Origin of the sequence: Methanococcoides methylutens (assembly GCF_000765475.1) — an archaeon.
Classification (GTDB): Archaea; Halobacteriota; Methanosarcinia; order Methanosarcinales; family Methanosarcinaceae; genus Methanococcoides; species Methanococcoides methylutens.
Genome location: NZ_JRHO01000010.1, coordinates 97,193 through 117,196 on the forward strand (window position 1 = coordinate 97,193; position 20,004 = coordinate 117,196).

General features: G+C 43.3%; 22 protein-coding genes. 16 read left to right on the plus strand and 6 right to left on the minus strand.

All coding sequences use genetic code 11. The features are described 5' to 3' along the window. The first annotated feature begins 36 nt into the window (after positions 1–36). The 3 genes from LI82_RS05500 to LI82_RS05510 all read left to right on the plus strand — a co-directional run bounded on the left by LI82_RS05500 (position 37) and on the right by LI82_RS05510 (position 1,960). Complete coding sequence (locus tag LI82_RS05500; RefSeq protein WP_048193986.1) at positions 37–474, plus strand: ACT domain-containing protein; 438 nt, start codon at positions 37–39, stop codon at positions 472–474. Between the two features lie 142 nt (positions 475–616). Further along, on the plus strand, positions 617–964 hold the full coding sequence (locus LI82_RS05505; RefSeq protein WP_048193988.1) for a DUF2103 domain-containing protein: 348 nt from the start codon (positions 617–619) through the stop codon (positions 962–964). An 18-nt stretch (positions 965–982) separates the two neighbouring features. Next, complete coding sequence (locus tag LI82_RS05510; RefSeq protein ID WP_201770299.1) at positions 983–1,960, plus strand: methanogenesis marker 12 protein; 978 nt, start codon at positions 983–985, stop codon at positions 1,958–1,960. Positions 1,961–1,968: 8 nt separating this feature from the next. On the opposite strand, the gene LI82_RS05515 is transcribed toward LI82_RS05510, so the two are convergent. Further along, the gene (locus tag LI82_RS05515; RefSeq protein ID WP_167879780.1) at positions 1,969–2,838 is read right to left on the minus strand and encodes a nitrilase-related carbon-nitrogen hydrolase; all 870 of its coding nucleotides are present in this window, start codon (positions 2,836–2,838) and stop codon (positions 1,969–1,971) included. A gap of 147 nt (positions 2,839–2,985) precedes the next feature. Between LI82_RS05515 and LI82_RS05520 the strand changes: the two genes are divergently transcribed. The 4 genes from LI82_RS05520 to LI82_RS05535 are packed head-to-tail and all read left to right on the plus strand — an operon-like array spanning position 2,986 to position 6,153. Then, complete coding sequence (locus tag LI82_RS05520; RefSeq protein WP_048193990.1) at positions 2,986–4,125, plus strand: methanogenesis marker 9 domain-containing protein; 1,140 nt, start codon at positions 2,986–2,988, stop codon at positions 4,123–4,125. Beyond that, positions 4,115–5,086, plus strand: a complete 972-nt coding sequence (locus LI82_RS05525; RefSeq protein ID WP_048193993.1) for a triphosphoribosyl-dephospho-CoA synthase — start codon at positions 4,115–4,117, stop codon at positions 5,084–5,086. The genes LI82_RS05520 and LI82_RS05525 overlap by 11 nt, the downstream gene beginning before the upstream one ends. Then, complete coding sequence (locus LI82_RS05530) at positions 5,086–5,682, plus strand: DUF447 domain-containing protein (RefSeq protein WP_048193994.1); 597 nt, start codon at positions 5,086–5,088, stop codon at positions 5,680–5,682. The genes LI82_RS05525 and LI82_RS05530 overlap by 1 nt, the downstream gene beginning before the upstream one ends. A 3-nt stretch (positions 5,683–5,685) precedes the next feature. Further along, positions 5,686–6,153, plus strand: a complete 468-nt coding sequence (locus tag LI82_RS05535; RefSeq protein ID WP_048193996.1) for a nucleoside deaminase — start codon at positions 5,686–5,688, stop codon at positions 6,151–6,153. Here LI82_RS05535 and LI82_RS05540 read toward each other — a convergent pair whose 3' ends face one another. Beyond that, positions 6,154–7,059, minus strand: coding sequence for a tetratricopeptide repeat protein (locus LI82_RS05540; protein ID WP_081955746.1), 906 nt, complete (start codon positions 7,057–7,059; stop codon positions 6,154–6,156). Between the two features lie 533 nt (positions 7,060–7,592). On the opposite strand from LI82_RS05540, the gene LI82_RS05545 reads away from it, so the two are divergent. The 8 genes from LI82_RS05545 to LI82_RS05580 all read left to right on the plus strand — a co-directional run bounded on the left by LI82_RS05545 (position 7,593) and on the right by LI82_RS05580 (position 15,036). Beyond that, positions 7,593–10,136, plus strand: a complete 2,544-nt coding sequence (locus LI82_RS05545; RefSeq protein ID WP_052402751.1) for a PAS domain-containing protein — start codon at positions 7,593–7,595, stop codon at positions 10,134–10,136. A 157-nt stretch (positions 10,137–10,293) separates the two neighbouring features. Continuing rightward, positions 10,294–11,139 (plus strand): hypothetical protein, encoded by an 846-nt coding sequence (locus LI82_RS05550; protein ID WP_048194000.1) that lies wholly within the window; start codon positions 10,294–10,296, stop codon positions 11,137–11,139. 217 nt (positions 11,140–11,356) lie between these two features. Further along, a complete protein-coding gene (gene rpl7ae, locus LI82_RS05555; RefSeq protein WP_048194001.1) occupies positions 11,357–11,710 on the plus strand; it encodes a 50S ribosomal protein L7Ae in 354 nt (117 codons plus the stop codon). Positions 11,711–11,732: 22 nt separating this feature from the next. Then, positions 11,733–11,948, plus strand: a complete 216-nt coding sequence (locus LI82_RS05560) for a 30S ribosomal protein S28e (RefSeq protein WP_011498392.1) — start codon at positions 11,733–11,735, stop codon at positions 11,946–11,948. 5 nt (positions 11,949–11,953) lie between these two features. Further along, positions 11,954–12,142 (plus strand): 50S ribosomal protein L24e, encoded by a 189-nt coding sequence (locus LI82_RS05565; protein ID WP_048194005.1) that lies wholly within the window; start codon positions 11,954–11,956, stop codon positions 12,140–12,142. A gap of 13 nt (positions 12,143–12,155) precedes the next feature. Next, the gene (gene ndk, locus LI82_RS05570) at positions 12,156–12,605 is read left to right on the plus strand and encodes a nucleoside-diphosphate kinase (protein WP_048194007.1); all 450 of its coding nucleotides are present in this window, start codon (positions 12,156–12,158) and stop codon (positions 12,603–12,605) included. 163 nt (positions 12,606–12,768) lie between these two features. Beyond that, positions 12,769–14,544: a translation initiation factor IF-2 gene (gene infB, locus LI82_RS05575; protein ID WP_048194008.1), complete on the plus strand. Its 1,776-nt coding sequence runs from the start codon at positions 12,769–12,771 to the stop codon at positions 14,542–14,544. An 84-nt stretch (positions 14,545–14,628) separates the two neighbouring features. Beyond that, positions 14,629–15,036, plus strand: coding sequence for a 30S ribosomal protein S6e (locus LI82_RS05580; protein WP_048194009.1), 408 nt, complete (start codon positions 14,629–14,631; stop codon positions 15,034–15,036). Positions 15,037–15,220: 184 nt separating this feature from the next. Here LI82_RS05580 and LI82_RS05585 read toward each other — a convergent pair whose 3' ends face one another. The 4 genes from LI82_RS05585 to LI82_RS13075 form a co-directional block, all read right to left on the minus strand. Further along, a complete protein-coding gene (locus LI82_RS05585) occupies positions 15,221–16,513 on the minus strand; it encodes a hypothetical protein (RefSeq protein ID WP_135607243.1) in 1,293 nt (430 codons plus the stop codon). Positions 16,514–16,531: 18 nt separating this feature from the next. Then, a complete protein-coding gene (locus LI82_RS05590) occupies positions 16,532–17,620 on the minus strand; it encodes an ATP-binding protein (RefSeq protein ID WP_052402752.1) in 1,089 nt (362 codons plus the stop codon). Between the two features lie 105 nt (positions 17,621–17,725). Further along, complete coding sequence (locus tag LI82_RS05595; RefSeq protein WP_048194011.1) at positions 17,726–18,295, minus strand: hypothetical protein; 570 nt, start codon at positions 18,293–18,295, stop codon at positions 17,726–17,728. Continuing rightward, on the minus strand, positions 18,295–18,465 hold the full coding sequence (locus LI82_RS13075; protein WP_160174951.1) for a hypothetical protein: 171 nt from the start codon (positions 18,463–18,465) through the stop codon (positions 18,295–18,297). The genes LI82_RS05595 and LI82_RS13075 overlap by 1 nt, the downstream gene beginning before the upstream one ends. Positions 18,466–18,606: 141 nt before the next feature. Between LI82_RS13075 and LI82_RS05600 the strand changes: the two genes are divergently transcribed. Beyond that, positions 18,607–19,938, plus strand: a complete 1,332-nt coding sequence (locus LI82_RS05600) for an SPFH domain-containing protein (protein ID WP_160174952.1) — start codon at positions 18,607–18,609, stop codon at positions 19,936–19,938. Positions 19,939–20,004: the final 66 nt, after the last annotated feature.

A 20,004-nucleotide genomic window follows, 5' to 3' on the forward strand; every position in this document is an offset into this window, starting at 1 on the left:
AGGAGTCATTCTAATAGAACTTAAGGGGTTGATCTCATGGAAGAGAAAATGATCAAACAGATCTCATTATTTGCAGAGAACAAGCCGGGAAGGCTTGCAAACATTGCTGAGAAATTTAAGGAATCCGGCATCAACATTCGCGCTTTTACTATTGCCGAAGCCGGAGACTTCGGTATAATTAGGATGGTTGTAGATAATCCCGATTCAGCTCATAAAGTGCTCCATGATGCAGGATTCACTGTGTCCGAGACAAATGTTCTTGGTGTTGAAATGGAGGATGTACCCGGGCAGCTCGCCATGATCGCAGATGTTCTCAGTGAAAAGGACATCAACATCGATTATGCTTATGCCTTTGTCACAAAGACCGAAAAAGCATTCCTTATCATACGCGTAAATGATATCAGGGGTGCTGTCAAGGCTCTTGATGACGCAAAAGTCCGTCTGCTCGATATGGGCGACGTGCATGATATTTAAGTGGATTAAGGCACCGAACGGTGCATATCCCTTTTATTTCTTTTTTTCTTTCAGTTCACTCTAACTTACTTTTTCCCCATCTATTTATTCTTGACTTATATATGTCAGTAATGTTTTTATATCAGCTTTTCAAATTTCGTGCATGGAAGATAATTCGATTAAAAATTGGGAAGCATCGTTAAAAGGGAAACTTCATGGTGCTCATTCCACTGTTATAGGTGAACGTCAGGGGAAAAAGATCCTCGGTATCATAAGCCAGCACGAAGAGGTAAAAAGCATTATTCCATCCGTTATAACTGTCAAAGGAAAGAGCTCACCTGGGGGGAATCTTGCTGCAAAGGTCCTGCGTCCTGATGAAAGGGGTAACCTGCGCATGCTTTTGTCCCACGGTACTTCCTCACAGGAAATAAGGATCGTTACGACAGTTGCTACTCACGATGAAGGTGAGCGTGTGATGGAAGAGCTTAACGCCATGCTTTTTGATATCTAATATTTCAAGGTGTTAATAATGTTCATCGGGGTTGATCACGGTACCAATGCAATGCGTTTTGCCGGGGTCGGTAAAGGCGATGTAAAAACTTTTGAACTCCCGCGTTCAGAAGTAGCAAGTATGTCCGGACCGGAGATCCTTGATTCGTTCACTTCCAATCTGGGTGTTGATATTTCGGATATTGAACTTGCTGCTGTTACCTATTCTATGGGTGATGGCATAGCTGCCATTGAAGACCTTAAGGATGTATCATCCCGAGGAGTTATCAGTATTGAGGGTGTCGGCAAAAAGACCGGTGCAGGTACTCGTATTTTTGATGCTATCAAGGAGTCCGTAATACCTGCAGTGTTGATTCCCGGTATTCATTCTAAAAGCAACACTGACCCCCGCATGAACGTTTTTTCACATTCAACGAGCCCGGAAAAGATCGGGATCGCATACAATGCTTACTGTAGAGGCGTGGATGATTTTGTAGTTTCTGATATCAGTTCCAATACTGTGACCGTAGGTGTCTGTGGAGGAAAGCTTGTAGGTGCGATCGATGCCTGCATATTTGCTCCGGGAACTCAACATGGACCCCTTGACCTTGAAGCTATCAGGGATGTCGATGCAGGCAAATGCAGTGCAAATGATGCTTTCATGAATGCCGGTGTATTGAGCCGTAGCCCCTATTCAAGTGTTAATGAGCTTCTCGAGGCTCTGAAGGGCAAAGAGGACGAGGCTGTACTTGCAATGGACCGTATTTCACTTTTTGCAGCCATGGAGATCGCTGCAATGCAGGTCCTGATGGAGGACCATGGGGCAAGAGGTGAGGTTTTCCTTGCTGGTTCCATGGGTGAAGAGGATCATGTCGTAGGCCGGATCGGAAGGCATATGGGCGTTACACCTGCTGTACTTGGCAAATGGAGTGCTTCTATTGGCTGTGCAGAGATCGCCCGTGATATTGCCGGTGGTGCAGGTCGCATACTCGGACTTGATGTTAATTTTAGTTTCTGATCTTGATCTTAGTAAAGTTCAGGTCTCCGGTCATCAAAGACTGGTATTGCTTTTCTTGTATCTTTCATCATTTCAGGATCGATCTCGTGAATGATGAAGCATTCTTTATCTTTTGCATCTGCCAGAACGTTTCCAAGGGGGTCAAGGATCATGCTGGCTCCAAAGAACGTAGAGCTGGGGTCTGCACCAGTTCTGTTGCAGGCAATATGATATATCTGGTTCTCAACAGAACGTGCTGTGGCAAGTGACCTCCACTGGTATTCTCTTGGGTTTGGGAATTCTGCAATGGTTACAAGTATATCAGAACCGTCGATCGCTAACTTCCGTGCAATTTCCGGAAAACGCATCTCATAGCAAATTTCCAGTCCGATGGTAAGGTCATAGCTTTTAAGGTTGATCGGTTCTATCTGGTCGCCGGGTGTAAAATAGTTCTTTTCCTTTCCGAATGGATGTGTTTTGGTGTATGTTCCTGCAATATCGCCATTCTCGATACAGAAACCCATATTCGTGAAGTTGTTTTTTCCCCGTCCTTCTCTCCTTTTTCCTTTTAAATCAATTTCTCCTTCTCCTTCTCCTCCTTCTCTTTCCCTTTTTTCACTTTCTTGTACTTCTTCATTGTTGTGTTTCTGTATTATGGATCCGATCATAACACAGGAGTTCTGCTTTGAGAAATCTCTCAGCTGTTCGATGGTAGGGAAGGGTTCTGATTCTCCTGAGTTGTCAAGTTCTTCGTAGCAGAATCCGGTAGAGAAAACTTCAGGAAGGACTATGAGCTCTGCACCATGTGATATTGCATTTTCAGACAGCATGAGTGCTTTGTTGATGTTGTCCTGTTTTTTGCAATGGGAAATGTCCATCTGGATGGCTGCGGCTTTTATAGGTTTCACTTGATATCCTCTCTTACTTTTAGACTGATTCTCTTGCTCTCTGTATATATCAATTTGTTCTGTAACGTTACATTAATATGGAACTACTTTCTTTTACAGCCCAAATTAAGCTAAATAAATTCTAATGAGGCTATTATTGTGAGTGATGAACTTTTTGATCTGCAGATTGGTTATGTCAAATTCAGCAACCCTATAGCTCTTGCACCAATGGCAGGTGTTACTAACAGTGAATTTGCAAACAATTATGCAAAGAATGCCGGTCTTGCTGTGATCGGCGGCTATAATCTGGATGGGGACACTAATATAGCGGCTAAGGCGCTTGTTGAGAACGGTCGGGATGAGTTCATAACCGATACTCCACTGGAATTTTTGGAAAATGAGGCTAAAGCTATCAATATTGACGGTGCTGTAGCCTTCAATGTAAGAAGTACGACTCTCGAACCATTGCTCAAAGCTGCTGAGATCATAAAAAATGCCGGTGGGATCCTTGAGCTGGATGCTCATTGCAGGCAGGATGAAATGGTATCCATCGGTGTTGGTGAAGCATTGATGAAGGACATGCCAAGGCTTGCAGACTGGATCTCTAAGATCAAGGAAACGGGTGTTGTTCTTTCTGTAAAGGTAAGGGCAAATGTGGTCGACGATATTGCTCTTGCAAGGACCATTGAAAATGCTGGTGCCGATATACTTCATCTGGATGCTATGATGGAAGGTGCAGGTGCGGATCTTGGTGCTATATTGCGTGTACGTGATTCTACAAGGATGTTCCTCATAGGAAACAATTCTATTCTTGATTTTAATGATGCTAAAGAGATGTTCTCAAAAGGTGCTGACATGGTCTCTGTCTCAAGAGGCGTGCTTCAGGACGCGCATCTTATTGATCATCTTGTTGAGGAAGTTACCCTGCTTCAGGAGCAGATGGGCTGGTACAATTCACCCAAGCATGTTTGCCGTGGCGAAGGGGACCTTCGGGGACTTGCATTCTGTTGTTTGCCTGTTAAGCCGTGTGCTGTTCATAACAAGGCAGGACAGCTTGGATACAGTCCTAAGGAATTTGCCAATGTCAAGATGGAATTTGCAAAAGGCACCCCTCTTGAGTTCGGGGATAGTACCTGTTTTGGCAGTCTTGTTTGGTGTTGTAAAATCTCAAAACCCTGTTATTTAAGGGATGGAGTTCTTGATTTGCTTGATCTTTCTGCATCAGATTACATGAAACTGAAGAAAGACCTTGCAACTTATATATTAGATAATGCTAAAAAACCTGTGAATGAATCTTAATTATCAAGGTACAACATCCAATGGACTGAGCTGCAGCGGGAAGTCTGTAGCATCATATATTGCGCGTTGTGCCCAACTTGCAATGATCCTGGAGGTCTCAGCTTCTCCCAAGCCGGGAAACATAGACCGTCATCATGATTACGATGACACCAGGTATGAGCATTTTCTTGCATCTGCTGTAAGCATCTCTCCTGTAATTGAAGATGCGACCAGGGGATGCACAGGTATTGGTGAGAGCTTAAAGGATGCTGTTTGCCAGAGCAATTCCTGGCAGGCTGGCGGTAACACACATTTTGGTGCATTTCTTCTCCTTATACCGCTTTCCATGGCTGCAGGGGAACTTCTGGAAAAGGATGGTTCTTTCGATGTGGATCAGCTTATCAGTCGCGCCCATGAGATCGTAATGTCAACGGGCACAGAGGATGCCCTGGATTTCTACAAATGTTTCAGTTCCGCGGGCGTGCGAGTGAATGATGTAGATGAGTTCGACCTTCAGGATGAAGGGTCCCTGGGCTCATTGGAGGAAAAAGGAGTTACATTATACGACCTGATGGTGATATCACAGGGGTATGACCAGATCGCGAATGAGTGGGTCAATGGTTTTAAAACATGTGCATACTGTGCACAGACCATCACTCGCTTAATGACTGCTCAGGATGGTGAATTTTCGATCCCTGACATAAATCAGGCCATCGTTTACACATTCTTGAAGTTGCTTTCGGAAACTCCGGACACGTTCATCCAGACAAAGACTAATATAGAAACAGCGGAAAATGTTTCTATGCAAGCAAAGTATATTATTTCAAAAATAGAGAATAACGATTACAAAATGTCTTTATTCTGGGGAGACATCGAAACTTTCGATGAGGATTTACTTGATTGCAGATTAAATCCCGGGTCTACAGCAGATATGGTAATAGCAGGCATTTTCATAGCGTTGCTTGGGGGTTTGAGATTCTAATGGCAAAAATTGATCTTGATACGTTTGGTATAAATGAAGGCATTAGTGAAATGATAGTTACTACCTATCAGGGTTGGTCTCCAAATGCTGCTCCGATGGGTATCATTCGTAAGGATGATGAGTTGCTTGTGCGACTTTTTAAAGGCTCTACAACATATAGCAATGTTCTGGCAGAGCACAGGCTCGTGGCAAATCTTGTCTATGATCCTCTGCTTTTTGTGCGTACAACGTTTGGTGATCTCGATGATTCCGAATTCGATGTTTTCACTCACGATGAACGAGGGTTTGCAGTACTCAAGGATGCCGTCTCATGGGCTGTTTTTGAATGTGTTGACATAAGGGAAACGTCTGAAGCTCTGGTGGCAAAATTAAAACCTCTCCATGCGCGGATGAACAAACATGTTTTTAGATCGGTAAACCGCGGTTTCAATCTCGTTATTGAATCTTGTGTGCATGCGACACGTTATGAGCTGACAAATGATGAAAAATATATGAGGCTCATCAAGGCTTATTCCTGCACTGTGAACAAATGTGGTGGTAAAGCTGAAAAGGATGCAATGAAGTTTCTTCTAAATTACCTTGAGGGGAAAAAGTAACGTATGTCTGATAACTTCATGGAAATTGCTGTGGAGGAAGCACGCAAAGGCATGCAAAATAATGAAGGTGGGCCTTTTGGGGCTGTTATTGTAAAGGATGGAAAGGTCCTGTCAAAGGCACACAACAAGGTGCTTGGCACCAATGACCCCTCTGCACACGCTGAAATTGTTGCGATACGGGAAGCTTCTTCAATTCTTGAGAACTTCGATCTTTCAGGTTGTGAGTTATATGCTACCACCATGCCATGTCCAATGTGCCTTTCAGCTATATGCTGGGCCCGCATCAGGAAAGTATATTATGGGACCAGCACCGATGAAGTTGCTTCCATAGGTTTTGATGATGGCATGATCTATGACATATTAAAAAAAGGTGCTTCCCCATCCGTATTGGAAAAAACCAATGTCGAATGCGAAGGCTGCCGTAAATTGCTGGATGAATGGGAGGAAAAACCGGATAAGATGATGTATTGATCATCTATCGGTTTTCGGCTCATATTCAAGCGTTTCTTTTGCTTCTTCCGCCCTTCCAAGTTTTAAGAGTATCTCTGCTTTGTTCTCACGTGCAGCGTTGAAATCCGGTTCGATATGAATTGCATTAGTAAAAGCCGTTAATGCATCCTCATTCCTTCCTAACTCTGCAAGACAGTTGCCAAGACAATACCATGCATCAGGGAATGCTTTTTTTATTTCAAGAGCGCTTTTGTATGCTTCGATAGCTTCTTCCTGCCTTCCCATCTTATCAAGGGTATTTGCTTTGGCATACCACACTCCGGCAGCATTTGTCTTTAATGTGGGGTCGGGATCTATGTTCAGGAGGGAATAGCGTGGGAACTCAAAATTCATTATGCCTGCATATTCGATGGCTTTCTCATATGCTTCAAGCGCATCTTCGAAACGTTCGATTTGGTAGAGAGCATTCGCCTTGCAGTACCATGCATCAGGTAATTCCGGCTGCATCTCAATGGCCTTATCAAGTACCTCTAGTGCCTCTTCATATCGGCTGATGCTGAAAAGAACAAAGCCTCTGCTGAAAATGATCTTTGGGTCTTCGGGAGTTTCAATTAGTGTCTCATCGATTATCTCAAGTGCATCTTCATATCGTTGAAGTTTGAAAAGAATAAAACATTTGTTGAACCGGGCATCTCTTGCTTTTTTCTCGAGCCTTTTTGATTCATCTTCCATGTCACTTTCAAGCAACATCTGCTGTGTTTCTTTCAACATGGATGCAGCTTCATCGTATCTTTCCAGTGCTTCTTCGTAGCGTCCCATTTCAAAAAGAACGTAACCTTTTCCAAATACGCTGTCTGCTGTTTTTTCCATCTGCTTTAGTTTTCGTTTGTCAGATGTTTGACTAAAGATATCCTTGAAAATTCCCATACATTAAATTAGAATATGTCTGTTGATATAGTTTTTGCAGAATAGTGTTTGTTTTATGTCTTGTTGGCTATGTTTATTGTATCAATCGTAATTAATGTGTTATCCTTGGTAATCTTTTATTGTAGTCATTGTTCTGTCCTTGGTAATCTTGTATTAGTTATTGTTCTGTCCTTGGTAATCTTGTATTAGTTATTGTTCTGTCCTTGGTAATCTTGTATTAGTCATTGTTCTGTCCTTGGTAATCTTGTATTAGTCATTGTTCTGTCCTTGGTAATCTTGTATTAGTTATTGTTCGATTCTTGTTTCTCTTGTGTTGTAATTATTGTGTTATCTGTAGTTATTGTACCAGTTATCCAATTTTGACCGGTTAAGGCAAATTGTTTTCTAAAATACAACATACTTATAAAGAACAAAATGAATTTTTGTATCTTCTTTGTATTAATGTATAAATAGGTTCAATCTCTAATTGATAGTTACAAACCTTTGGGGTTGATTACATTACTGCAGGAAAAACGAATGTAAATAAGGCAAAAATGCCTTTTCTTGATTCAGAATCTATGGAAGAGGTCTTCTCATCCGTGGTCAACTCAAGTCCTGCAGTTGTCTTTATCTGGAGGGAAGATGAAGGCTGGCCTGTGGATTTTGTTTCAGAGAACATTTCTCAGTTCGGTTATGATCCGGATGAGTTTACTTCCGGTAAGGTCCGATATGTTGATATTTTACATCCTGATGATGCAGGCATGGTCATGTCCGAAGCATCCCGGCATGTTAGCAAGGAAGATACAAGCTTTGATCTAAGGTATCGTATTCTCACCAGATCAGGGGATGTCAGGTGGGTAGATGAAAGGACATCTGTCCATTATGATGATTCTGGTAAGCTCAAGTTCTATCATGGGATTGTTGTTGATATAACTGAACAGAGAATGGGTGATATTGCACTGCTTGATGGTGCACTGGAAATGAAGAACACATTGGAATCTGTCATAAATTCCAGTCCTGTGGTTGTTTTCTTATGGCGTGCTGAAGAAGACTGGCCCGTTGAGTTTGTCTCGAAGAACATTGATATGTTCGGGTATTCTGTGGAAGAGTTCACCTCGGGGGAGCTTGTTTATGCTGACATTGTACACCCTGAAGACATCGGTCGGGTTCGTGCAGGGGTTTCGAAATCTACTGAAGGCGGTTACTCTGATTTCTTCCAGGAATATAGGATATTGACAAGATCGGGTGAAGTCCGGTGGGTGGACGAGAGGACACATCTTCATCACAATTCAAAGGGTGAGGTCACATATCTCCAGGGTATTATCGTTGATATCACCGGACGTAAGAAGATCGAAAATGTGCTGCACACCGAGGAGATGCGTATCGAGGCAGTGTTGAACCTTTATCAGATGACCGATTCATCCGTTCAGGAGATCATGGATTTTTCGCTGGAAGAAGCCGTAAAGCTGACCGGAAGCCATGTTGGATATCTTGCTTTTGTGGATGTGGATGAAACTACAGTTACGATAGACTCATGGTCCGGGGAAGTGATGGGGGAATGCTCCCTCAAAGATAAGAAGCCAGGATCCCATTTTGATCATAAATGTCTCTGGACTGAATCTCTAAAGCAGAAACTGCCTATTATCATCAATGATTATTCTGCAGAGAATCCTTCCAAAAGAGGCTATCCTGAAGGACACATGAATATCACAAGGTTCCTGAGTATTCCAATATTTGAAAGGGATCATGTTGTTGCTCTTGTTGGTCTGGGCAATAAAGTCGAGGATTATGACCTCTCGGATGTGAGGCAGGTATCACTTCTAATGAATGGGATGTGGAATATTCTGTTACACAAAAAGGCGGATGCGGAACTTCGTCGCTCTCTTGACATTCAGAAGATCCTGGGTGATGTGATCAAAAGCAGTCCTGCAGTTGTGTTCCTGTGGCGTGCTGAGGAAAACTGGCCTGTTGAGTTCGTATCCGAGAATGTTGCTCAGTTTGGTTATTCGGTTGATGATTTTATTTCGGGGAAGCTTGTATATGGAGATATAGTCCATCCATATGATCTGGAGCGTGTGCAAAAAGAGCTTGCCAAAAGGGTGGATGCAGGCTTCATGGACTTTAATCAGGAGTATCGCATATTTACTAAGTTCGGGGACGTACGCTGGGTTGATGAAAGGACATTCATAAAACATGATGAGGCGGGAAATGTAAGGTACTTGCAGGGTATTATTGTGGATGTAACTGACCGGAAACATTCAGATGATTTCATGCATGTGCAGCTTGACCTTGATACGGTCCTTAGTTCTGCAAACACAATTGAGGAAACATTTGAGCAGATGCTGAGCTTCAGCTTGAAGGTTGATCCGGTGGATTCCGGCAGATTTTATCTTCTGGACGATGTAACGGGTGACCTGAAGCTTGTTGCACACGAAGGCCTGTCGGAGCGATTTGTTAAAGATACTTCCGTTTTCCCTAGGAACTCTGTCCAGAACCGTCTGGTCATGACCGGGCAGCCTGTTTACAAACATCATTCCGAGTTGAATGCTATTGGTACCGGGGAGAAACTCCGTTACGAAGGCCTTCATGGTACTGCCATCATTCCTGTGAAGCATGAAGGTAATGTGATAGCAGCGCTTTGTCTTTCATCACACAGTGAATATGAGATCCCTGATAATTCGCGTAGTTCCCTTGAAACGATAGCTAACCAGATCGGTATTGCCATCTCTAAAATGCGATCCTCATCCGGTATTGCTCAGAAATATAAAGATCTTCGGTCTCTCGTTGATATGATGGATGAGTTATTGGTAGTGACGGATATGGAAGGTTATGTCCTTTATGCCAATAGGGCAGTAGTGGACTACCTGGGATTTTTGGAAGATGATCTTTCTGGTATGCATTATCTGGAATTGCACCCGGATTCTGAATGGGATCGGCTGGATTCGATCTTGTCGAAAGTGAAGGTTGGGAAAACGATAGTTTTCGAGACATCCATGCTTGGTGCCAAAGGTTCTTTGCATAGAGTTGAGACAAGACTGATGTGTGGTGAATGGTCAGGTCACCCTTGTGTGATGGCAACATCACGTTTTCTGGATTAAGTTTTGATCTATATGGCGATAGAATAAACTTCAAACTTATTTTTTTGTATTGGGGCAAAACAAAGAACCTTATATATGAGTATGTAGATAGGATGTTCCAACTTTTTAAAAAGTGCTTTTATTAAAGCACCTCTAATATTTATCCTGGAGTGTATAAATGAATCAGAAATATATAGCGATCTTTTTGGCGGTCATTATGGTAATGTCCATACTGCCTTTCTTTTTCACTGGAAATTCGAATAAGGCAAATGGGGACAGTTCATCCATAGAATCATCCAGCTTTGATTCCATACCTGGCAAACACGTAGATTATGAATTGAACTCTGTTGCTGATGGGCTTGCAGTGACTTCAGATGGTGCTGTTGCTGTTCAGTATTATGATGCACAGGCGGTCAGAGGAACTCCTCTTGAGCTGATAATGGGAAACACGTCCCAGCTTGATGGCATCTATGGCTCACAGGTTAATAAGGTGTATACTGCACAATATCTTGACGGAACCTGGTTTAATATGCATGAGATCTCTCCGCAGGTCGTTGCTTTCCAGTATTACCTGTCACCGGACCTATACAATGGGTACCAGATTCTATCTCGTGGTAACGATGTGTACAATGTGGTCGGTGAACCAATGTTATTCGGTGAGAAAGCTCAATTGGAATCTGTTCTGGATGCAATTGAAGGTGAATCTGCACCAAATTCCGAGTTTGACCGGATACTTGAATTCGTAGAACCTGGGGCAGAAATGCAGCGTTTGCTTGTAGTGGAAGATGGTTTTGCTGACCAATATTATCTCGAGATGAAACTTGAGGATGATATGTCATACTCAAGGACCACGGTCTATCTGAACCCAACAGAAGGTACCATTAATAACGTGACCTCTCTTGCAGCTAACAGTTCAGAACGCGCTCTCTTCTATGATGTCTATTCAGAGGATGATATACTGAAAGTTACTGTAAGTTCCGATGCTTCGAACATCTATTCTCTGGCTATGGAACCTCAATGGTGAGATCCTTTCTCACCTTTTTTTCTTTATTGATATCTTTTCTGCAATATGCGCTGGGGTTTGGCGCAAGCTATATATGTGACTGTGGCGATTCATACCAAATACTTCGGCGTATGTAAGTGTTGTTCCATTTGGGAAAAATAGCTTGCTGCGTTTAAGTGAATTACAATGAATAATGACAAGCCGCGACATAAGGAGCGGTTTCGAAGGAGAATTTAATATGGCAAAATTTGACGTTCCTGACGAATTAGCAGATAAAGCACTTGAAGCAATCGAACTCGCAAGAGACACCGGAAAGATCAAGAAAGGTACAAACGAAGCAACAAAAGCTATCGAGAGAGGCATTACAAAGCTCGCTGTCATTGCAGATGACATTGAGCCAGCAGAAGTTGTTGCTCACATTCCTGCTCTTTGCGAGGAAAAGAACACACCATACATTTTTGTAAAACAGCAGAAAGAGCTTGGTGCAGCCTGTGGCATAGGTGTCGGCTGTGCAGCTGTTGTGATCACTGATGCAGGAAAGGGCGGCGAACTTGTAGAAGACGTTGCACAGAAGATCAGTGCACTCAAATAAACGGTAACCGGAGGCATCTCAAATGGCAGATGATGATATGGGCTTTGCAGCCGAGGTTATCGATGTTATCGGTAACACTGGTATGCATGGTGAAGCAAGCCAGATCCAGTGCAGGGTTCTTGAGGGTCGTGACAAGGGCAGGATCATTACAAGAAACTGTGTCGGTCCGGTAAGGATAGGCGATGTTTTCATGCTTATGGAGACATCAAGAGAGGCTAAGAAATTAACTACCAGGTGATGATAATGGAACAGAGAAAATGTTCATTCTGTGGTGAGCCACTTGAGCCGGGAACCGGCTTACTCTTCGCAAAGAAAGATGGTTCTTCCTATTATTTCTGTTCTTCAAAGTGCAAGGGCAACTTCGATCTTGGAAGACTTCCAAGACGTACTGTCTGGACAGAACAGGGTAGGATATACCTGAAGAAAGCATAAGCGGGTGTTTCTGATGGAAAGAACTTATGTTATGATCAAACCTGATGGCGTTCAGCGCGGTCTTGTCGGAGAGATCCTTTCAAGGATCGAGAAGAGAGGCCTTAAGCTCGCAGCTTTGAGGATGAACGTAATGGACGAGGCTACTGCAAAGGAGCACTATAAAGAACACTCAGAGAGGCCATTCTTTGGTTCCCTCGTTTCATATGTGACCTCAGGGCCATCCGTTTCAATGGTTGTAGAAGGCAAGGATTCTATCAAGATCATGCGTGCCGTCAACGGTGCGACAAATCCTGTAGAAGCAGTACCTGGCACCATCCGTGGTGACTTTGCTATCGAGACCGGAAGGAACGTTGTCCATGCATCAGATGCTCCTGAATCAGCAGAGCGTGAGATCGCTCTTCACTTTGAAGAGTTTGAGATCACAGGCTATTCCAGGATCGATGAAGGGCAGCTTTACGAGTAAGCCTAAAAGGATCGAACCATCAACAAATGAATGATATTCTGAAGCGTCAGGTCGGACCAGCTCCGGCCTGTCGTGGACGTCATATTCAAAGGGTCATATTGGCCCTGAATATATTTTTTATCACTGATCTGATCAATAAGATAATTCCAAAGGGAGCTGCACTATGGCTGTAAAGGATGACTTAAGGACCCCTATCGTATGTGTAATGGGGCATGTGGATCACGGAAAGACCTCACTGCTCGATAACATCCGCGGAAGTGCGGTTGTGTCCGGAGAGGCTGGTGCTATTACCCAGCATATCGGTGCAACCGAGGTTCCTATAGGATCCATTGTGGAGAAATGTGGAAATCCCGGTTTACTGGACCAGTTTGTTGTTCCAGGTCTTTTGTTCATTGATACTCCCGGGCATCATGCTTTTACGACCCTTAGGAGTCGTGGCGGAGCTCTTGCGGACCTTGCTGTTGTTATAGTGGATATTAATGAGGGTTTCAAGCCCCAGACCATTGAAAGCCTGCATATATTGAAGCAGCACAAAACTCCTTTTGTAGTGGTTGCCAATAAGATCGACAAGATACACGGCTGGAATCCACAAAAGGATTCTCCTTTCATGGCATCCTACAACAAGCAAAGCGAGCATGTGAGGACCAGTCTGGACAACAAGTTCTATGAGGTTATCGGTGAGCTTTATAATCATGGATTCAGCTCGGACCGATACGATCGGGTGGCCGATTTCCAGCATAATATTGGTGTCATACCTATCAGTGCTATCACCGGGGAAGGAATACCTGACCTCTTGATGGTGCTTCTGGGACTGGCACAGAGATTTCTGGAATCCAACCTCCATTACGATGCAACTGGTCCGGGTGTCGGAACCGTGCTTGAAGTAAAGGAAGAACGCGGTCTTGGAACCACTGTTGATCTTATACTTTATGACGGAACGCTGAAAAAAGGCGATACTATCGTAGTTGGAAGCCTGGATGAGCCTATACAGACAAAAGTGCGTGCGGTGCTGAAACCTCGTGTCCTTTCCGAGATCAATGTGGAGGACAAGTTCAAACAGGTCAGCAAAGTAACAGCCGCTATAGGTGTAAAGATCTCAGCTCCTAATCTTGATGGAGCCCTTTCAGGCGGGTCTGTGAGAGTAGCAACTCCTGAGACCCTTGAGACGGTTGTTGAGGAAGTTCGCAGTGAGGTTGAGGATGTTCAGATCGATACTGACCAGAGCGGTATAGCCATCAAAGCAGATACTATCGGATCTCTTGAAGCTCTCGTAAATGAGTTGAAGAAAGAAGATATTCCTATTCGCAAAGCAGATGTGGGTGATATCTCCAACAGGGATATTGTGGAAGTTTCAGCTATTGAAGACCCATTCCACTCTGTGATAGTTGGATTTAATGTTAATATTCTTCCTGATGCAAAGGAGAAGTTACAATCTACAAATGTCAAACTGTTCATGAACGATGTCATCTATCGTCTTATTGACGATTATAAGGACTGGGTGAAAGAGCAGCGTGCACTTTCTGAGAAAACGATCTCCGAGACCATCATCAAGCCCGGAATGTTCACTATCATGCCTGATTGTACATTCAGGCAGAGCAAACCGGCTGTTGTAGGTGTAAGGGTCATTGGCGGTGTTGTAAAGACCAAGGTAGATGTAACCAATGAAGATGGCATTGTTGTTGGTACTATAAAAGGCCTGCAATCCAGAGGGGAGAATGTTGGCGAAGCACGTATTGGGATGGAAGTTGCTATGAGTCTCGAAGGCCCAACAGTGGGGCGACAGATACACGAAGGCGACGTCCTGCATGCTAATATACCTGAAAGACATGCCAAGATCCTTGAGCATGAACTTTACGATTCACTTTCGGCGGACGAATTAGACGCAATGGATGCATTTCTTGAGATCAAAAGAAGGGGCAACCCCTTCTGGGCGAAATAAATATAATATATATGTCTGTTAGACATATACCAGATCAAATTAATTAAACAATAGATAAATATTACTAATATTTGGAGGCAAATCATGGCAGATTTTAAAGTTGTAGTTTCAGATCCAAAAACCAAGACCTACCAGTTCGATATCACTGGTGCTGAATCAAACCAGTTCATCGGTAAGGCTATTGGCCAGACCGTAGATGGTTCAACAGTAGGTCTGGATGGATACACCCTGACAATCACAGGCGGTACTGATGACAGTGGTTTCGTAATGAGCCCTGACCTTCCTGGTTCTAAGAGACAGAAGGTCCTTGTTGCAAGAGGCGTCGGTTACACGCCAAAAGCAAGAGGTGTACGCCGCCGAAAGTTCCTTCGTGGAAGGGAAGTCGCAACCGATATTACCCAGATCAACACAAAGGTTACTGCATACGGTGACAAGACCATTGAGGACATCCTCGGTGGCGGTGCAGAAGCTGAAGCACCTGCAGAAGAGTGATCCTTTCACTCTTTTCTTATCTTTTTTTAATTTTAGTTTATTTATTAGCTCTTATCGAATTTAACTCGTTTAATTTAATTCATTTAATCCAATAGTTAAATCTATCAACAAGTTCATTTCGTTAGAAAAAGTAAAGCATCAATAGTTATGTTCTATTGATTGATTCTTTATGCCTGACCTTGCATTATTTTGATCTTGTATATTTTGGTGTGCCCAGCCCAACATCGATGAGCACTTTCTTCTTGACAAGACCATCTATGAATTTTTTAGCCCCGGTCAAGTTAAGCCCGGAATATTCCATAACCTCGCCGAGGTCAAAGTATTCTTCCTCTTCAATGAGTTGATCCACGATCTCTGTCAATTTGGTCCGGGTTCCATTTGAGGAATGCCAGAATGCGAATTTCCGATTATTTTCATCAGTTTCATTGTATATAAGATCGTCTTCCACTAGATCGTATAGGAAAAATCCCAGTCTCTGATGTGAATATGTCCTTGCCCAATCCTTTATACTTTGATCCCAGGAACTGTTGATAAAACACAGGCTCATATACTGGTTTTGTTCGATGGTATTTGCTTTTGCCTGTATCATCTCGATGATTTCTCTCTTGTCGTCTATGGATTTCCAATAATTGTCTACGATAAGCATTGGAGTTTTGAACCTGCCTTCTTTTATGGAACCACGGACACTTCTTTTTGAAAGTTCGACCTTCCATTGCTTGTCTGCGATATATTCTCCATTATAAGATACCTCAGGATGTTGTTTCTCAAATTTTTGCTCCAGGGTATTAATGTAACGGTAGAGTTTTGAAAGGGTTTCAGTATCAAGTTCACTTTTTTTAGCAGGGGCCTGTATGTCATACCGGGCTGATGTTTCATCTTCAATATCATCAGCTGGATTGGTCTTGGTTTCGGAGGGGAATGTTTCAGATGTCTCAGACATTTCGATTTTGTCTTCTGCAGGGGCTTTTTCCTCAGCTTCCTTCTGGTCCTGCTCTCTTAGTTCCTTTTCCTGCCTTTCCCTTTCCTCTCTTTGAGCTTGCTTTTTACTTACGATCCTGTTCTCATATTCGCTCAGGTTCTTGCTTGTAAGTTCGATCCTGTGGCTAAATCCCATCTCTATTTTATCCACAAGGTCACTGATGGTAAAAACATCGATACTCTCGCCGGTAGCAAGTGCATTCTCCACTTCCTGAAGCAGCATCCTAGATGTTTCTACGAATCTTTCTTCATTCTCGTAGAAATCATCAATATTGCCTTCGTGACTTCCGAAGGAGTCAAGTTCTTTCTTTTCAGCTTCTGATACTAGTCCTGTTATTCTTGTCCGAAGCTGTCGAAGTTGTGATGTCGCGGCTGAATCCTTTTGTTGATAGGTCTTCTGGATCAGTTTTTCTATACGTGAATGCGTGCTCTTCAAGAGTTCATGCACTTTTTTCCTGTTCTCTTCCTGCAATGTTGTGGGATGGGATTCCAGATCCATATCGTTCACTCTCTGTTATCAGTGGAATAGCTCGCTAAAGACTTCCTCTTCGCCGCTCTTCTTTATTTCACGCTGTGCTTCGGAATACCAGCTAGTGATGGACGGTTTCCTTTGCTCAAGTACTTTGATGAAATCATTCATCTTTATCTTCCGGGGCTCTGCACCACGAAGTGCCTCTCCAAGAGGAATGTCAGCAGCTTCTTTGCAGATTGCTGAAATGTCTGCTCCGGAATATGATCCGGTCATCTCTGCAAGTTTATCGACATTAACATCATTATCGATCGGCCTTTTTTTAAGGTTAAGTTTAAAAATAGCGATCCTTGCAGGAAGGTCAGGTTCCGGTACGAATACAAGTTTACTGAAACGTCCCGGTCTGCGAAGTGCGGGGTCAATGGCCCATGGTTCGTTGGTAGCTGAAAGAACAAGCAGGTTGTCATCGGCTGTATCCACTCCATCCATCTGGGCAAGCAGTTCGTTGACCACCCTTTTGGCATAGTCTTCTGCTTCGCTTCTTCTGCCTGCAATAGAATCGATCTCGTCAAAAAAGATGATCGCTTTCTCACATTCCCTGGCAGTGTCAAAGACTTTTTTTATGTTCTTCTCGGAAGCACCTACCCACTTGCTTACAATACTACTGGTCTTTACACTGATGAAGTCAGCACCGCACTCCTTTGCAGCTGCCTTTGCCATCATTGTCTTTCCACAACCAGGAGGTCCGTGCAGTAGTATTCCTTCACCGGCCTTCTGTCCGTACATCTGGTATAGTTCCTTGTGGGTGAATGGGTATATGATGGCTTTTCTGATATCCTCTTTCACAGTCTCAAGGCCTCCGATATCCGAAAATCCGATATCAGGCTTTTCTGTCATTATCAGGTCATCTTTTGATAATGATGATTCGTCGGTATCCTCTTTTGTTCCTGTGCCTGAGCCAGAATATTGGACGCCTGAACTTTTGAATGACTGCGCCTTTGCAAAAAGATGTTCTGCAAGGTCATGTTGTGTATTCTTGTCGATTTTGTCAGTTGAGAGCTTTGAAGCTTCATTGTAGAGCTTTGCAGACTTGAGATAAAGTTCCCTTGCTCTCTCTTTTTCATTCTCTTCTTCCAATGTCTTAGCAGCTTTTGCATAACCCCTTGCCTGTGCTGCCAGTGAACTTGCAGATCCCAGATTTGCACCTCCAAAGTATCTGTAGGTCAGTATGATCCTGCTGGATCATTCTGACTCGGCCATTTCTGATTTGATCTTCTTTGATAGTTCATCTTTGGATGATGTGTCAGTGCTAAGTTCTGCCAGTAACTCAGACCTGAGTGAATCCTGTATTTCGCTGAGTTCTGAACCTCCGTTCATAGCGGCATCCATTGAAGAAGTCATCATACTGGTGGCGGTGTTCACTTTTTCCATGGATGTACGAATATTGGTGACCGCTCCCTCAAGCTTTGATGTATCAAAACCAAGTTCTTTTTGCCATTTTCCGAGGTTATCTCCTATTTCAACTACTTCTTTTAGTCCGGTCTGCATTTCGATAACGTCGGTCATGGACTGTGCCATCTCTACCATGCTGCCGATGGTATTCACCTGTCCATCGACCATCGAATATCTGCGGGAGGCTACCCTAAACTCTCTGTCGTTACCTTCCGAAAGAGCTTCTTTGGCCTTTGCACGAGCTGCTTCTCTCTTTTTGCCAAGTTCTTTTTCTCGTGCTGTTAGTCTCTGTTCAGACATTGATAACTTTGTTTTCAGTTCTTCAGGTGATACTTTCTTGAATGGATTGGTGAATCCCATTATATTTCCTCCTCCATTTTCTTTTGTTTGGCATACCTTATACATATTTTCAATGCTTCAGAAGTGTTGATGGCAACTCCTTCTTCAACAAGATGTTGTAGGTATTGTTTGCTGTCTTCTGAGACTCTTGCACTGACTGGATACGAGCGACCCATTTTATTTCCTCTCATTCTATTTTATTGATGTTATATATATATTATTTTGTGCAGTTGACCTGTTTTTATTGATATGTCTCTTATTGCTCAATAAAAAATCAGCTCTGGTGTATGCCCATGTATACAATAGAAAACATTATATATAATATTTGTTCAATGTTAATCTATAGCATATTGCCGGATGATGGAGGTATTGGAACTATGGTGTTCAAATGGAAGAAGGATCTTGATGATATTGCACGTGTTATCCCTAAGAAGAATGTAAAAGGTTTCTTCAGCAAGTCAATTACGCTCTCACCTAATGAGAAAGCTGTTATGATTAAGAATGGTGTAGTTGAAGACATCATCGACAGTGGGAAAATGAGAGTTGGTGGCCTGCTAAAACCAGGGAACTTACGCAAAGATGTGGATATTGCTCTGATCGATACCTCTTTTAAGGAGCTGAGGTGGGAAGTTCCCGGCCTGTGGACCCGTGATGATCAGGAAGTTGGATGTGGGGGCATACTGAGATTTACGATTAATGATCCAAAAAAGTTCTTCAGCATGATATTTTCCTATACGGTTGCGGAGAAGAACGGGGAAAGGAATCTCTCAATATTCGATATCTACGATCGCCTTGAGAGTGAAACGATAACCCGTGTCCTTGAACCGGAAGTGCATGGTGAGGACATTGAATCTCTTTATGGTAATCGTGATCTTCAGCTGAGGATGGAAAATGAGCTTGAAATGCAGCTTAAGGATACTCTTTTGCTATGGGGTATCGAGCTTGTAAAATACACTTGTGAGTGGGACTTTGGCAACTATGGTGTTGTGAGAAAGGAACGCAGTGGATTTCAGGTTAAAGAGGAGCTCAAGGAAATGTCTACCCTTGAAAGGGAAGGCGATCTGGACCGTGACAGCCGGATAAATGTTGCTTCAACAAGAGCTGGCTTTGCGGAAGAAACAGTGAGTGCAGCTCATTACAGGACAGAGGAAGAGAAAGATACTCTTCACAGGTCCAGGATCTCGCAGATCGAGAATCAGGCCGATGCTGCTGAAGCTAAACAGGCGATCGAAACCTTTTCTTCATGGAGGGAAGCAAAGACCGGAGCCCGAAGGGTTGATTTGGAACTTGATGAGGACATGAACGACCGCAAACATGCCCGGGACATGGAATACATGGGCAATGTCATGGAAAAGGGTGGTTCAGATGTTGCTACCGTCATTGCACAGGGCAGGGAGTTCCAGAACATGTCTCCTGAACAGCTAGAGGCCCTTGCCAAAATGAAAGAGGCTGAGAGCATTGCAAAAGAGGACAAGGTCCGGTTCATGATGGATGTTGAAGACCGCGAACGTGAGGATTCATATCGCAGAAAGGAACTGGATGCTGAAATTATGGGTGCAGCACAGACCCGCAGGGCACCGGGTGTTAAAAAATGCCCTGGTTGTGGCAGTACAGTCCCTGCAGAAGCACATTTCTGTGGTCAATGCGGTACAAAGCTTGATTAAACTCAATGTAAGGGGCAAAGATCGACCTTTTAAAAAATATGCCATTAAAAGGATATGAATTATCTT

Coding starts and splice junctions, on each gene's coding strand:
- LI82_RS05550 (WP_048194000.1), top strand. CDS start 10,294: ATGAATCAGAAATATATAGCGATCTTTTTGGCGGTCATTATGGTAATG.
- LI82_RS05595 (WP_048194011.1), bottom strand. CDS start 18,295: ATGGGATTCACCAATCCATTCAAGAAAGTATCACCTGAAGAACTGAAA.
- LI82_RS05560 (WP_011498392.1), top strand. CDS start 11,733: ATGGCAGATGATGATATGGGCTTTGCAGCCGAGGTTATCGATGTTATC.
- LI82_RS05530 (WP_048193994.1), top strand. CDS start 5,086: ATGGCAAAAATTGATCTTGATACGTTTGGTATAAATGAAGGCATTAGT.
- infB (WP_048194008.1), top strand. CDS start 12,769: ATGGCTGTAAAGGATGACTTAAGGACCCCTATCGTATGTGTAATGGGG.
- LI82_RS05565 (WP_048194005.1), top strand. CDS start 11,954: ATGGAACAGAGAAAATGTTCATTCTGTGGTGAGCCACTTGAGCCGGGA.
- LI82_RS05525 (WP_048193993.1), top strand. CDS start 4,115: ATGAATCTTAATTATCAAGGTACAACATCCAATGGACTGAGCTGCAGC.
- rpl7ae (WP_048194001.1), top strand. CDS start 11,357: ATGGCAAAATTTGACGTTCCTGACGAATTAGCAGATAAAGCACTTGAA.
- LI82_RS05500 (WP_048193986.1), top strand. CDS start 37: ATGGAAGAGAAAATGATCAAACAGATCTCATTATTTGCAGAGAACAAG.
- LI82_RS05540 (WP_081955746.1), bottom strand. CDS start 7,059: ATGGGAATTTTCAAGGATATCTTTAGTCAAACATCTGACAAACGAAAA.
- LI82_RS05510 (WP_201770299.1), top strand. CDS start 983: ATGTTCATCGGGGTTGATCACGGTACCAATGCAATGCGTTTTGCCGGG.
- ndk (WP_048194007.1), top strand. CDS start 12,156: ATGGAAAGAACTTATGTTATGATCAAACCTGATGGCGTTCAGCGCGGT.
- LI82_RS05535 (WP_048193996.1), top strand. CDS start 5,686: ATGTCTGATAACTTCATGGAAATTGCTGTGGAGGAAGCACGCAAAGGC.
- LI82_RS05505 (WP_048193988.1), top strand. CDS start 617: ATGGAAGATAATTCGATTAAAAATTGGGAAGCATCGTTAAAAGGGAAA.
- LI82_RS05585 (WP_135607243.1), bottom strand. CDS start 16,513: ATGGATCTGGAATCCCATCCCACAACATTGCAGGAAGAGAACAGGAAA.
- LI82_RS05580 (WP_048194009.1), top strand. CDS start 14,629: ATGGCAGATTTTAAAGTTGTAGTTTCAGATCCAAAAACCAAGACCTAC.
- LI82_RS05600 (WP_160174952.1), top strand. CDS start 18,607: ATGTTAATCTATAGCATATTGCCGGATGATGGAGGTATTGGAACTATG.
- LI82_RS13075 (WP_160174951.1), bottom strand. CDS start 18,465: ATGAGAGGAAATAAAATGGGTCGCTCGTATCCAGTCAGTGCAAGAGTC.
- LI82_RS05545 (WP_052402751.1), top strand. CDS start 7,593: ATGCCTTTTCTTGATTCAGAATCTATGGAAGAGGTCTTCTCATCCGTG.